Source organism: Pseudomonas fulva (assembly GCF_023517795.1).
Lineage (GTDB): Bacteria > Pseudomonadota > Gammaproteobacteria > Pseudomonadales > Pseudomonadaceae > Aquipseudomonas > Aquipseudomonas fulva_D.
Genome location: NZ_CP082928.1, coordinates 3097494 through 3110788, shown reverse-complemented (window position 1 = coordinate 3110788; position 13295 = coordinate 3097494). Strand labels below are relative to the sequence as shown.

Here is a 13295-nt window from a genome sequence, read left to right as displayed (position 1 = left end):
ATACGGCGCGCTCATTTGGCCGGCGCCACACCGTCATCAGGCAATCGAGCGTCGGGAGAAGTCGCGCAGCCGGAACCCCAGGATGCCCAGCACGGCGAAATAGCTCAGCGCGCCAGCGGCCACCAGCGCGCCGAGGCGCATCAGGCGAGCCAGCATGTTGCCGTCGCTCCAGGCCGGCATCAGCCAGAGCATGCCGACCAGCACCACCACCATCACCAGCAGCGCCGCCAGCAGCTTGCCGCTGAACATCGCCCAGCCCGGTTGCGGCTGATAGAGGCCGCGCGTGCGCAACTTCCAGAACAGCAGGCTGGCATTCAGGCAGGCGGCCAGGCCGATGGCCAATGCCAGGCCGGCATGGGCCAGGGGAATGACGAAAACGAACAACAGGTTCATCACCTGGGTCATCAGCAGGGTGAACATGGCGATACGCACCGGCGTGCGAATGTCCTGGCGCGCATAGAAGGCCGGCGCCAGCACCTTGACCAGCAACATGCCCAGCAGCCCCAGCGAGTAGGCCAGCAAGGCGCGCTGGGTCATCTCGGCGTCGGTGGCGGTGAAGTTGCCGTACTGGAACAGCGACACCACCAGCGGCTCGGCCAGCAGGGCCAGGGCCAGGGCACAGGGCAGCGCCAGCAGGATGCACAGGCGCAGGCCCCAGTCGAGCAGCTTCGAATAGGCGGCCGGATCCTCGGCGGCATGGGTCTTGGCCAGCGACGGCAGCAGGATGGTACCCAGGGCGACGCCCAGCACGCCCGACGGCAACTCCATCAGACGGTCGGCGTAATACATCCAGGACACGGAACCGGCGACCAGAAAGGAGGCGAAGATGGTGTTGATGATCAGCGAGATCTGCGCCACCGACACACCGAGGATCGCCGGCCCCATCTGCCGCAGCACGCGCCACACGCCGCTGTCGCGCAGGTTGAGACGCGGCAGCACCAGGAGGCCGATCTTGCGCAGGTGTGGCAGCTGATAGAGCAGCTGCAGCAGGCCGCCGACCAGCACCGCCCAGCCCATGGCCATGATCGGCGGGTCGAAGTACGGGGTCAGGAACAGCGCGAAGACGATCATGCTGACGTTCAGCAGGGTCGGCACGAAGGCCGGCACCGCAAAGCGGTTCCAGGTATTGAGCAGCGCGCTGGCGAAGGACGACAGGGAGATCAGCAGGATATAAGGAAAGGTCACCCGCAACAGATCGCTGGTCAGCTCGAAGCGCTCGGGGTTGTCGCTGAAGCCTGGCGCCGAGGCCCAGACGATCCAGGGGGCAGCCAGCACGCCGAGCAAGGTTACCAGAGCGAGAATCAGCGTCAGCTGGCCAGCCACGTAGGCGACGAAGGTGCGGGTCGCCTCCTCGCCCTTCTGGGTCTTGTACTCGGCCAGGATCGGCACGAAAGCCTGGGAAAAGGCTCCTTCGGCAAAGATGCGGCGCAGCAGGTTGGGCAGCTTGAAGGCCACCACGAAGGCATCCGAGGCGATACCCGCACCGAAGATCCGGGCCATGATGGTGTCGCGCACGAAACCCAGAACCCGCGACAACATGGTGATGGAACTGACCGCGGCCAGCGACTTGAGAAGATTCATTCGGCAGGGATGCTCAATCGGCGTTTACTGGATCGAATTCGGCGCGCGCGTCACGCGCCAGCAACAGACCGCGCCGGCCACCGAAGGTGCAACGGCGCCGGTGCGGCCGGGAGTGTAGAATCGCCGACGCGATAAAGCACCCCTCGTCTCGTTCGCCCTGCGACGACTGACGCAGTATCGACCTTGACAAGTGCTTCGGTCGCCTGCATGATTCGCGGCCTTATTTGTCTGTAACCCCTTAGTTTTCGAGGAGCTTGACGGTGGCCAATACACCTTCTGCCAAAAAACGCGCAAAACAGGCTGAGAAGCGTCGTAGCCATAACGCCAGCCTGCGCTCCATGGTTCGTACCTACATCAAGAACGTAGTCAAGGCCATCGACGCCAAAGACCACGAGAAAGCACAAGCTGCTTACGTTCTGGCTGTGCCTGTGATCGACCGTATGGCCGACAAGGGCATCATCCACAAGAACAAGGCCGCTCGTCACAAGAGCCGCCTGAACGGTCACGTCAAAGCACTCAGCCAAGCTGCTGCCTAAGCGTACCGCTTCATGAAGACCGGCCCCAGGGCCGGTTTTTTATTGCCCGGAGAAAAGTACCGCCCTCACCCCCGGGCCCTCCGCGCGCGCTGACCACCCAGCCGACAAGCCGCAGCCGAGCGAGCCGGCTTGCAAGCCCCAGGCACACCGAGGCGACGCCACCAGGCAAGCGGAGCCGCCGACAAAGACGGCTCCCGAATTGCCCGGGCAAAACGAAGCGCCCTACCGATTCGCCGACCCGAGCAACGGCCGCCGACTCAGCTACCCTTCGGCCAGGGCAGGATCGGGATGGCCGTCACCGCATTTTGCGGGCTGCCCTCGATGATGCGATCGCTGTAGACCAGGTACACCAGGGTGTTGCGCTTCTGGTCGAAGAAGCGCACGACCTGCATGGTCTTGAACACCAGCGAGGTACGCTCGCGAAATACCTCCTCGCCATCCTTGAGCTCGCCGGCAAAGCTGATCGGCCCCACCTGGCGGCAGGCGATCGAAGCCTCGGCGCGATCCTCGGCCAGACCGAGGCCACCTTTCACACCGCCGGTCTTGGCCCGCGACAGGTAGCAGGTCACGCCCGCCACCTTCGGATCGTCAAAGGCCTCGACCACAATCTTGTCGTTTGGCCCGAGCCACTTGAACACGGTAGACACCTGCCCGATTTCCTCGGCAGACACCCACAGCGGCAACAGACACAACAACCCCAGCCATCCCGCCTTCATACGTCACCCCTTCGATGGATACCGACAGAACCGCTCTTCGCTTGCAGGCTGCAGCTCGTAGCGCCCTAAACCAGAATCAGATTGTCGCGATGCACCAGCTCCGGCTCGTCGACGTAACCGAGCAGGCGCTCGATCTCGTCCGAAGGGCGACCGATGATCTTCTGCGCCTCCAGGGCGCTGTAGTTGACCAGGCCGCGGGCGATCTCCCGGCCATCCGGCGCCACGCAGATCACCATCTCGCCACGGCGGAAGCTGCCCTGCACGGCCTTGACGCCGACCGGCAGCAAACTCTTGCGGTCGGAGACCAGCGCCTTGACCGCGCCATCGTCGAGCACCAGGGTGCCGCGGGTCTGCAGGTGCCCGGCCAGCCACTGCTTGCGCGCCGCCAGCATGCCGCGCTCGGGCACCAGCAGGGTGCCGAGCAGCTCGCCAGCCTTGAGCCGCGCCAATACCTGCTCGATGGCACCGCCGACGATCACCGTGTGCGCCCCGGAACGGGCCGCCAGGCGCGCCGCGCGCAGCTTGGTCTGCATGCCGCCGCGCCCCAGGGCACCACCCACGCCACCGGCCACGGCATCCAGGGCCGGGTCGTCGGCGCGCGCCTCGTGGATCAGCTGGGCATCGGGATTGTTGCGCGGATCGGCATCGAACATGCCGTCGCGGTCGGTAAGGATCACCAGCAGATCAGCTTCCACCAAGTTGGCCACCAGCGCAGCCAGGGTGTCGTTATCGCCGAACCGGATACCGTCGGTGACCACGGTGTCGTTCTCGTTGATCACCGGCACCACGTCGAGCTCGACCAGGGTGCGCAGGGTGCTGCGCGCGTTGAGGTAGCGCTTGCGGTCGGACAGGTCGTCATGGGTCAGGAGGATCTGCGCGGTGCGCCGACCATGCTCGCCGAAGCTCGACTCCCAGGCCTGCACCAGGCCCATCTGGCCGATCGCGGCGGCGGCCTGCAGCTCGTGGATGGCGCTCGGGCGCGCCGCCCAGCCCAGGCGACTCATCCCCGCTGCCACCGCACCGGAGGACACCAGCACCAGCTCGACGCCCTGCGCCCGCAGTGCGACCATCTGCTCGACCCACACCGCCATGGCGCCGCGATCCAGCCCCTTGCCATCGGCGGTCAGCAAGGCACTGCCGATCTTCACCACCCAGCGCTGCGCACCACTTACCTTGTCACGCATGTTTTCCAACCCCAGCCAGACGCACATTTTCGCAAGCCGCTACCCGCGGCAACGGCCAAACCTACAAAAACGCCGCTAAAAAGCGGCGTCTGTCGTCCCATCAATCCCGGACGTAAATGATTTCCGGGCCATCCTCGTCATCTTCCTCGTCCCAGAAGCTGTCGTCTTCCTCGACGTCGCCCACGGCGCGCACCCCGGAACGGCGCAGCGCGCGCTTGTCGTCCAGCGCCTGCAACTGGGCACGTGCCTCATCTTCGATGCGTTGATCGAGCTCGGCAAGCTCGGCGGCATATTCGGGGTTCTCCTGAATACGCTCGGCACGCGCCTCGAGGAAATCCATGATGTCGTAGCACAGCTGCTCGGTGCCTTCGCGCGCCAGGGCGGAGACCACGTAGACCGGGCCTTCCCATTCGAGCCGCGCTTTGATCTCGGCGACCCGCTGCTCCTTCTCCTCATCGAGGATCTGGTCGGCCTTGTTGAGCACCAACCAGCGCTCGCGCTCGGCCAGCGCCGGGCTGAACTTGGTCAGTTCGGCGACGATGGTGGCAGCGGCTTCGGCCGGGTCGGTCAAGTCCAGCGGCGCCATGTCGACGAGGTGCAGCAGCAGACGGGTACGCGCCAGGTGCTTGAGGAAGCGAATGCCCAGCCCGGCGCCCTCGGAGGCACCCTCGATCAAACCGGGAATGTCGGCGACCACGAAACTCTTGTAGCGGTCGACGCTGACCACACCCAGGTTCGGCACCAGGGTGGTGAAGGGGTAATCGGCGACTTTCGGCTTGGCCGCCGACACCGAGCGAATGAAGGTGCTCTTGCCCGCATTCGGCAGACCGAGCAGGCCGACGTCCGCCAGCACCTTCAATTCCAGCTTGAGGTCGCGCGCCTCACCCGGCTTGCCGGGCGTGGTCTGGCGCGGGGCACGGTTGGTGCTCGACTTGAAGCGGGTGTTGCCCAGCCCATGCCAGCCGCCCTGGGCCACCATCAGGCGCTGCCCGGCCTTGGTCAGGTCGCCAATCACTTCCTGGGTACCGGCATCGATGACCGTGGTGCCGATCGGCACCGGCAGGATCAGGTCTTCGCCCTTGGCACCGGTGCAGTCGGTGCTGCCGCCCTTCTCACCATTGGGCGCCTGGAAGCGCCGGGTATAGCGGTAGTCCACCAGGGTATTGAGGTTGGCCATGGCCTCGATGTAGATCGAGCCACCGTCGCCACCATCACCACCGTTGGGGCCACCGTTCTCGATGAACTTCTCGCGACGGAAGCTCATCATGCCGTTGCCGCCATCGCCGGCCTTTACAGAAATCGATACTTCATCGACGAATTTCATGGGTACACCTCCCGCCATAATCGCGGGTCACTGAAACAGGAAACACCGGGTGCTTGCGAAATTGCCCTGAAACCACCCGCGTCAACCCAGGACAGTTTGGCAAGAACCCACAGGATGCGCGCTTGCAGCGGCCCGAAGAGGGCGAAGCAGCAAACCGAGCGCAACAGGATACAGAAACAAAAAAGCCCCGTCGCAGGACGGGGCTTTTCCAGCAACTTCGCGATTAGGCCGCGACGACGCTTACGTAGCGGCGACCGAAGGCACCTTTGACTTCGAACTTGATCACGCCTTCGATTTTCGCGAACAGGGTGTGATCCTTGCCCATGCCAACGCCGTAGCCAGCGTGGAACTGGGTGCCGCGCTGACGCACGATGATGTTGCCAGGAACGATTTTCTGGCCGCCATACATCTTCACGCCAAGGCGTTTGGCTTCTGAGTCGCGACCGTTGCGGGTACTACCGCCAGCTTTTTTGTGTGCCATGAGTTCAATACTCCTATAAAGGGCTCAGACGAAACGAATCAGGCCTGAATACCGGTGATTTTGATCTCAGTGAACCACTGACGGTGGCCCTGACGCTTCATGTGGTGCTTACGACGACGGAACTTGATGATGGTGACCTTATCGTGACGACCTTGCGAAACGACTTCAGCCGATACCTTGGCGCCTTCGACGACAGGGGCGCCGATGGTGACGTCATCACCGTTGCCAACCAGCAACACGCGGTCGAAAGTCAGCGCTTCGCCAGCGGCCAGCTCCAGTTTCTCGACCTTGAGGAATTCGCCTTCGGTGACTTTGTATTGCTTGCCACCAGTAACAATTACTGCGTACATGGTAAATCTCCGTTGATCCTGCTCACCCAGCGCTTTATAGGAATAACTGTTGGCTGGCATGGCTGCTCGGGGCCGGATGGACACCCGTGCAATTGCGTAAGGCAGGGAAATACCCAGGGGGAAGTTCAGGGTGCGCGATTGTACGCAAGCCACTGGAACTGCGCAAGCGCCGCCTGCCATCGCCTTGACAGCCCCCACCCTGCCCCCTAGCATGCCGCGCAAACTAGGGCCTATTACGGTCGATAGTGCCTGCCCAAGGAGCTTATGTCGCCGATGCAACCCCAGGCTTTTTACAGTGTGGTAGCGGATGATTTCACCGCTGTTGACGGCATTATCCGTCAGCAACTGGTGTCCCGCGTCCCGCTGGTCGAGAAGATCGGCGACTACATCATCTCCGCTGGCGGCAAGCGCCTGCGCCCACTGCTGGTGCTGCTCAGCGGCAAGGCCCTGGGCCTGGACGACGAGCGTCTGCGCCTGCTGGCGGCCACCATCGAATTCCTGCACACCGCCACCCTGCTGCACGACGACGTGGTCGACATGTCCGACATGCGCCGCGGCCGCAGCACCGCCAATGCTCAGTGGGGCAATGCACCCAGCGTGCTGGTCGGTGACTTCCTGTATTCGCGCTCGTTCGAGATGCTGGTCGAACTCGGCTCGATGCCGGTGATGAAGATCCTCTCCAAGGCCACGCGGGTGATCGCCGAGGGCGAGGTGCTGCAGCTGTCGAAGATCCGTGACGCCAGCACCAGCGAAGAAACCTACATGGAAGTCATCCGCGGCAAGACCGCCATGCTGTTCGAGGCCTCGACCCAGAGCGCCGCCGCGCTGGCCGAAGCGACCGCCGAGCAGAACGAGGCGTTGCGCCTGTTCGGTGACCACTTGGGGGTTGCCTTCCAACTGGTCGATGACCTGCTCGACTACAAGGGCGATGCGGCGACCCTAGGCAAGAACGTCGGCGACGATCTGGCCGAGGGCAAGCCGACCCTGCCGCTGATCTACACCATGCGCGAAGGCAACGCTGAACAGGCCGCCCTGGTGCGCCAGGCGATCCAGAAAGGTGGCCTGGAAGACCTGGAAAGCATCCGCGAGGCGGTGCAGGCCGCCGGCGCCCTGGACTACACCGCCAATCTGGCACGCGACTACGCCGAACGCGCCATCGCTTGCCTGGAAGTGCTGCCCGCCAGCGCCTACCGCGATGCCCTGGTCGAGCTGAGCCACTTCGCCGTGGCCCGCACGCACTGAAGGCAGGTAGCGCGAGTTCGAAAGCCCGTCCCAGCGACGGGCTTTTTTATGCCCGGAACTACCTGCTGCGCAGGGCAGACCGGGACGCCGGCCGCGTGTAGGCACTTATCTGCAGCAACATGCCACGGCGTGCCGCCTTCGGCGAGTACGCTCTAGAGTTGAAACGGCCTGAACCTGCTCAGCCAAGGCAGCGGCAGATCGACGAAAGGTGCGATTAAGGCTTGCTATTAACGTAATAAGAATTATTCTCATATCTACCACTCACTCAGGGAGATGCGAGCATGACTTATCTGATAGACGCCTGGCTGGACCGTCCCCATCCCTACCTGCGCATCCTGCACCGCGAGACAGGCGAAGTCTGCGCCGTGCTCGAAGAGGACGCGCTGGATGAACTGCGCAAACAGGGTGATCTGGATTTGCACGAACTGAGCTCGAGCGAGCCGCTGATCCTCAAGGAACTGGTGCGCAGCCTGTTCCTGTACTGCTATGCCCGGGCATTGCGCCCGTGACACTTATCCGAAGGCTCGCGAGCTAGAGCCCTGCAAGGCAAAAATAGGCGAAGAAGCGGAGTGTACTTTTGTACATGAGCATTCTGAGTCTATTTTTAACGCCGCAGGGCCGACGCGCAGCAGCCTTCGCAGTTTCGTAGGGTGGACAACGCTCTTTTTGTCCACCACCGCGATTGCAGAGCGGTGGGCGGATAAAGCCTCAGCTACGCGCCCCGGTCCACCCTACGTATGTCCGCTAGCGCCAGCTAACTGTCAAAATCGACGAATCTGAGTTGGAAGACTTTGAACAGTTCTAAAGCTCGCGAGCTGGAGCCCTGGGAGCTTCTAACGCCGCAGGGCCGAAGCGTTAGCGCTTACAGGATGTCGAGCAGCTCGACGTCGAACACCAGCACGCTATGCGGCGGGATGCTGCCAACGCCCTGGGCGCCGTAGGCCAGTTCGCTCGGCACGTACAGGCGCCATTTGCTGCCGGTGCCCATCAGTTGCAGGGCTTCGGTCCAGCCGGCGATGACGCCACCGACCGGGAATTCGGCGGGCTGGCCACGCTCGTAGGAGCTGTCGAACACGCTGCCGTCGATCAGGGTGCCGTGGTAATGGGTACGCACGCTGTCGTCGCGCGATGGCTTGGCGCCCTCGCCCGCGGTCAGCACTTCGTACTGCAGGCCAGAGGCCAGTACGGTGACGCCGTCACGCTTGGCGTTCTCGGCCAGGAAGGCCAGACCGGCGCCGGCGGCCGCTTCGGCCTTGGCCTTGGCTTCGGCCTGCATGACATCGCGGATGACCTTGAAGCTGGCCGACAGCTCGGCTTCGCCGACACGGCTCTGCTGACCGGCAAAGGCATCGGCCAGGCCGGCCAGCACGGCATCCAGGCTCACGCCCGGCGGCGGGTTGTCACGCAGCTGGCCGCCCAGTTGGCGGCCAATGCCGTAGCTGACGCGCGCTTCGTCAGTGGAAAGATCGAGTTCGGACATGTCGCCGCTCCGCTAGCAGGAAAAAGGCCGGCTAGCCTATCACGGTTCCAGCCGCCGCCCGTGCCTTAGAACCTGTTCACGATCTAGCGAGCTAGAGCCATACAAGGCCTAGGCGGCCCCACAAAAACAGGCGAGGAAGCGGACTGGGCTCGCACACGAGTTTACGTGCTGTAAATGAGCATTCTGAGTCTGTTTTTAACGCCGTAGGGCCGACGCGCAGCAGATCGTGAACAGGTTCTTACCAGCGGCTGCGCAGGCCGACCGGTACACGCAGGGCGTCGCGGGTGCCGCCCGGCAATCCGCACATCTCGTCGTAGGCCGAGGCATGCACCAGAAACAGCGGCACGTCCGGCAACTCCTCGAGCAGGTCACGGGCGTGTTCCACCGAGCGCAGGTGCAGGTTGCGTCCCGCAGCGTCGCGCAGGTAGGCGCGTTGCTCGGTGCCGAGAATCTGCAGCAGGTAGATGCCACCTTCCAGGGAAATCAGTTCGAGCTCGCTCACCGCGCCGGCGCGCGCCGCGTGCAGCAATTCAGGCAGGGTCATGGCAGGTCCTCGCAGGCAAGAAGCGCCACTATACGATTGTCGGCGCGTCGATAACAAAACGCCCGGCGCGCGCTGGGCGGGCCGGGCGTCTGCCTTGGACAGCGACGATCAGTGCTTGGTCAGCTTGTCCAGGTAACCCATGGCGAAGGCCGAGACCACGAAGGTCATGTGGATGATCACGTACCACATCAGGTGGTCGGGGTCATGGTTGCGGGCATCCATGAACACCCGCAGCAGGTGGATCGAGGAAATCGCCACGATGGAGGCCGCTACCTTCATCTTCAGCGAGCTGGAATCCATCTTGCCGAGCCAGGCGAGCTTTTCCTTGTTGTCGTCGATATCCAGCTGGGAGACGAAGTTCTCGTAGCCGGACATCATCACCATCACCAGCAGGCCACCGACCAGCGCCATGTCGACCAGCGACAGCAGGACCAGGATCAGCTCCGCCTCGGCCATGGCGAAGATGTTGGGCAGGATATGGAAGATTTCCTGGAAGAACTTCAGGGCCAGTGCCAGCAGCCCCAGCGACAGACCGAAATAGATGGGGGCCAGCAACCAGCGCGATGCGTACATCGCGTTTTCGATAAAGCGTTCCATGGACTCTCACAGGTAATGGACAGGCGAGCGAGTATACCCAGCGTCCGACCACAGGCAAGCCGCGCCGGTTCGCCGGGCATTGCAGGGAATCCGGCCAGGGGCGGCGCCCGGGCGCTTGTGGATAAGATCTGCGGCCTGGCGTCGCAGCCTGACCGACGGGTCGCGCCACGAACGCGGCGCAGACGATCGCTCAACTATCGGGCAATGACAGGGATACGCGCCGCGACGCGCGGCGTGCAGCGTTCAAACGGCGCAGTTGAGCCTGGGCATGCAGGCGCCAGATCGGCGCTTCGTGGCAGGTGCAGTAGCCCTGGCCGGCCAGGCTCTCGGCAATGTCCTCGAGCAGCTGCTCGACGACCAGAGGCCCGTGGAATGGGCCTTGTGCCTTGACGGCGGAGGGTTGCCGGGCAGACAGGCCGGCAACGCAGATCAGCGTCCACAAGCCTTGCTCCCCCGCCAGGGGCAGCACCGTGCATTCGATACGGGTGGTCACGCCAAGACAATCACGGGTCAGGCAGAGGCTACGCGACATGGCGGCGATCCTCGCAGAGACAGACCTGCAGCCTACACCCGTAGCGCCTGCCGGCAAAGGCAGGTTTATACACAAAAGCTGTGGATAACCTTGTGCATGACAGGTGCGCAAGCCCCTGCATGCTGCCGGCCCAACGGCGGCGGGCGAGCCGATCAGTGAATGATCAGCCCGCCCTGGCGCCCTACTCCGGCGTCGGCTTCTTGGCCCGGGGCTTGTTGGGCTTTTCCGGCAGCGCCGCGGTGAGCGCTTCCTTGGCCTGCTCGGGCTTGTCTTCCTCGCCCATGCCGATTTCGGCGATCTCGCGCAGGCGCTCGACCACCCGTGCGTTCACGCTGCCGGTGGGGAACTGACCCTTGTCGTTCGGCGTGCCGGCATCCTCGCCGACCAGCAGGCTCAGCGCCTCGTCCACATGGCGCACGGCGTAGATATGGAACTGCCCGGCGCGCACGGCCTGCAGCACACGCTCGTCGAGCATCAGGGTGGAGACGTTGGAGTGCGGGATGATCGCCCCCTGTTCACCGGTCAGGCCACGGGCCTCGCAGAGGCGGAAGAAGCCCTCGATCTTCTCGTTGACCCCGCCGACCGCCTGCACCTCGCCGAACTGGTTGATCGACCCGGTGATGGCGAAACACTGCTTGAGCGGTGTGCGTGACAGCGCCGAGATCAGCGTGCACACCTCGCCGAGGGAGGCGCTGTCGCCGTCCACGTAACCGTAGGACTGCTCCAGGGCAATGCTCGCCGAGATCTCCAGGGGGAATTCCTGGGCGTAGCGGCTGCCGAGGAACCCGGTGAGGATCATCACGCCCTTGGAGTGGATCGGCTGTCCGAGGTTGACCTCGCGCTCGATGTCGACGATGCCCGAGCCGCCCGGGTAGACGGTGGCGGAGATCCGCGCCGGCACGCCAAAGGCCGAGTCGCCGACTTCCAGCACGGTCAGGCCGTTGCATTTGCCGATGGCCGCCCCGGCGGTGTCGATCAGGATGATGCCGGCCAGCATGTCGTCGATGATCCGCGCCGAGACGCGCCCGGTGCGGGTGGCCTTGGCCTTGAGCGCGCGCTCGATGTGGTCGGCGTCGGTGACCGCTTCACCGGCCAGGTTGCGGATGAAGTCCGCCTCGCTGACCAGCTGGAACAGGTCGCCGATACGTGCCGACAGGCGCCCCTGGTGTTCGGCCAGGCGCGCGCTGTAGGTGGCCAGGCGCGCCACCGCGGCGGCGCTCAGCGGCGCCATGCCTTCCTCGGTGGTGCGGGTCTTCATCAGCTGGGCGAACTGCTCCAGGCTGTCGTCGGCCAGGGGGATGTCCTCGTCGAAATCCACCAGCACCCGGAACATCTCCTGGAAGTCCGGATCGGCGTCCTGCAGCGCGTAGTACAGCTGACGCGAGCCGATGATCACCACCTTGAGCTGCAGCGGCACGGTTTCCGGATTGAGGGTCACGGTGGCGATGCGACCGAGGTCGGCCAGCGGCGACTCCATCTTCAGCTTGCGCGACTGCAGGGCGCGCTTGAGCGCCTCCCACACGAACGGCTCGCTGAGGAATTTCTCCGCCTCGAGGATCAGGAAGCCACCGTTGGCGCGGTGCAGCGCACCCGGGCGCAACTGGCGATAGCTGGTGTAGAGCGCGCCCTGGTCGGTGTTGTACTCGATGCGCCCGAACAGGTTGTCGTAGGTCGGGTGGGGCTCGAACACCACCGGCGCGCCACCATCGACGTGGTGGCCGACGATCAGGCTCGGGCAATACAGCTCCTCGAGCAGCTTGCGGGTCTGGGCGTCGGGCTTTTCCACCTCGATCAGCAGGTCGATCACGCTCTTCAGCAGGTCCACCTGCATGGCCTGCAGGTATGCGCACACCCCGGCGTTCTCGGCGTACTTCTCCGAGAGCGGCGCCAGCAGCGGCTGCAGGGCGACGGTGATGGTTTCCTCGTTGAGCTGGCGCAACGCGTTGCTGGATTCGCGCTTCCATTGCGGCAGGCTGGCCAGCTCCTCGTTGAGACGCTCCTCCAGGGCGGCGATGTCGGCGTGGAAGCGCTCGCGGTCGGCTTCCGGCAGCTGGGCGAACTCGGCCTCGTCCAGCGCCTTGCCGTCGAGCATCGGCGTGAAGGCGATGTTGCTGCTGTCGCGATACAGGGCGATGCCGCGCTCCAGCGACAGCTTTTCGATGACGTCCAGGGCCTGGTCGTAGCGCTTGTTGAAGGCGCGGTCGATGGCGCTCTTCTTCTGCTGGAAGGACGGGTGCTCGAACACCGCCGGGAAGGTCGCCAGCAGGTTGTCGATCAGCGCGTTGATGTCGGCGATGAACTCGCTGGCCGTGCCCGGCGCCAGTTCCACCGCGCGGGGCTCGCGGGGCTCGTCGAAGTGGTTGACGTAGACTCGGTCCGGCGGGGTCTCCAGGCGCTTGCCCTCGGCCTGCAGGTAGCGTTTGACGAACGAGAAGCGACCGGTGCCCGGTTCGCCCATGACGAACACGTTGTAGCCGGGGCGCGGCATGGCCACGCCGAACTGCAGCGCCTGCACGGCGCGTTCCTGGCCGAGCACGCCGCGAAAGGGTTCCAGGTCATCGGTGGTGGTGAAGGCGAACTGCGTGGGCGAGAAGGGACGGGTGAGTGCATCGGGCGCCAGGCGCAGGCCGGCTGCAACGGGATCGGGCATCGGGGATCCTTAAATACCGCGGAGAGTTGCCTGCATTCTCGCGCTGCCCACTTCCCCCTGGCAAGGCACCCGTGCCGA

The 13295-nt window shown here is 64.3% G+C and carries 14 protein-coding genes; 3 read left to right on the top strand and 11 right to left on the bottom strand.

Going from position 1 to position 13295, the window contains the following annotated elements; genetic code table 11:
• Positions 1-36: 36 nt before the first annotated feature.
• Positions 37-1581, bottom strand: a complete 1545-nt coding sequence (gene murJ / locus K8U54_RS14215; protein ID WP_249906423.1) for a murein biosynthesis integral membrane protein MurJ — start codon at positions 1579-1581, stop codon at positions 37-39.
• 260 nt (positions 1582-1841) lie between these two features.
• Here murJ and rpsT point away from each other — a divergent pair, with 260 nt between their 5' ends.
• Entirely contained in the window at positions 1842-2117 is a 276-nt protein-coding gene (rpsT, locus tag K8U54_RS14210) for a 30S ribosomal protein S20 (protein ID WP_042556309.1), read from the top strand.
• 257 nt (positions 2118-2374) lie between these two features.
• Here rpsT and K8U54_RS14205 read toward each other — a convergent pair whose 3' ends face one another.
• From K8U54_RS14205 to rplU, 5 genes are all read right to left on the bottom strand, one after another.
• Positions 2375-2833, bottom strand: a complete 459-nt coding sequence (locus K8U54_RS14205; protein WP_249906422.1) for a CreA family protein — start codon at positions 2831-2833, stop codon at positions 2375-2377.
• Between the two features lie 65 nt (positions 2834-2898).
• Positions 2899-4017, bottom strand: coding sequence for a glutamate 5-kinase (gene proB, locus K8U54_RS14200; RefSeq protein ID WP_249906421.1), 1119 nt, complete (start codon positions 4015-4017; stop codon positions 2899-2901).
• 100 nt (positions 4018-4117) lie between these two features.
• A complete protein-coding gene (gene cgtA, locus K8U54_RS14195) occupies positions 4118-5341 on the bottom strand; it encodes an Obg family GTPase CgtA (RefSeq protein WP_249906420.1) in 1224 nt (407 codons plus the stop codon).
• Between the two features lie 223 nt (positions 5342-5564).
• The gene (rpmA, locus tag K8U54_RS14190; RefSeq protein ID WP_013789841.1) at positions 5565-5822 is read right to left on the bottom strand and encodes a 50S ribosomal protein L27; all 258 of its coding nucleotides are present in this window, start codon (positions 5820-5822) and stop codon (positions 5565-5567) included.
• A 38-nt stretch (positions 5823-5860) separates the two neighbouring features.
• Positions 5861-6172, bottom strand: coding sequence for a 50S ribosomal protein L21 (gene rplU / locus K8U54_RS14185; RefSeq protein ID WP_013789840.1), 312 nt, complete (start codon positions 6170-6172; stop codon positions 5861-5863).
• A gap of 273 nt (positions 6173-6445) precedes the next feature.
• Between rplU and K8U54_RS14180 the strand changes: the two genes are divergently transcribed.
• The gene (locus tag K8U54_RS14180; RefSeq protein ID WP_070887311.1) at positions 6446-7414 is read left to right on the top strand and encodes a polyprenyl synthetase family protein; all 969 of its coding nucleotides are present in this window, start codon (positions 6446-6448) and stop codon (positions 7412-7414) included.
• A gap of 281 nt (positions 7415-7695) precedes the next feature.
• Positions 7696-7923: a PA4570 family protein gene (locus K8U54_RS14175; protein ID WP_249906419.1), complete on the top strand. Its 228-nt coding sequence runs from the start codon at positions 7696-7698 to the stop codon at positions 7921-7923.
• A 353-nt stretch (positions 7924-8276) separates the two neighbouring features.
• Here the strand turns inward: K8U54_RS14175 and K8U54_RS14170 are convergent, their stop codons facing one another.
• The 5 genes from K8U54_RS14170 to K8U54_RS14150 form a co-directional block, all read right to left on the bottom strand.
• Positions 8277-8894 carry an FKBP-type peptidyl-prolyl cis-trans isomerase gene (locus K8U54_RS14170; RefSeq protein WP_249906418.1) on the bottom strand — a complete coding sequence of 206 codons (618 nt, stop codon included), beginning with the start codon at positions 8892-8894 and terminating at the stop codon, positions 8277-8279.
• A gap of 238 nt (positions 8895-9132) precedes the next feature.
• Positions 9133-9438 (bottom strand): DUF6482 family protein, encoded by a 306-nt coding sequence (locus K8U54_RS14165; RefSeq protein ID WP_249906417.1) that lies wholly within the window; start codon positions 9436-9438, stop codon positions 9133-9135.
• Positions 9439-9546: 108 nt separating this feature from the next.
• The gene (locus tag K8U54_RS14160; RefSeq protein WP_249906416.1) at positions 9547-10035 is read right to left on the bottom strand and encodes a TIGR00645 family protein; all 489 of its coding nucleotides are present in this window, start codon (positions 10033-10035) and stop codon (positions 9547-9549) included.
• Positions 10036-10225: 190 nt separating this feature from the next.
• The gene (locus K8U54_RS14155; protein ID WP_249906415.1) at positions 10226-10567 is read right to left on the bottom strand and encodes a hypothetical protein; all 342 of its coding nucleotides are present in this window, start codon (positions 10565-10567) and stop codon (positions 10226-10228) included.
• Between the two features lie 181 nt (positions 10568-10748).
• Entirely contained in the window at positions 10749-13217 is a 2469-nt protein-coding gene (locus tag K8U54_RS14150) for a Lon protease family protein (RefSeq protein ID WP_249906414.1), read from the bottom strand.
• Positions 13218-13295: the final 78 nt, after the last annotated feature.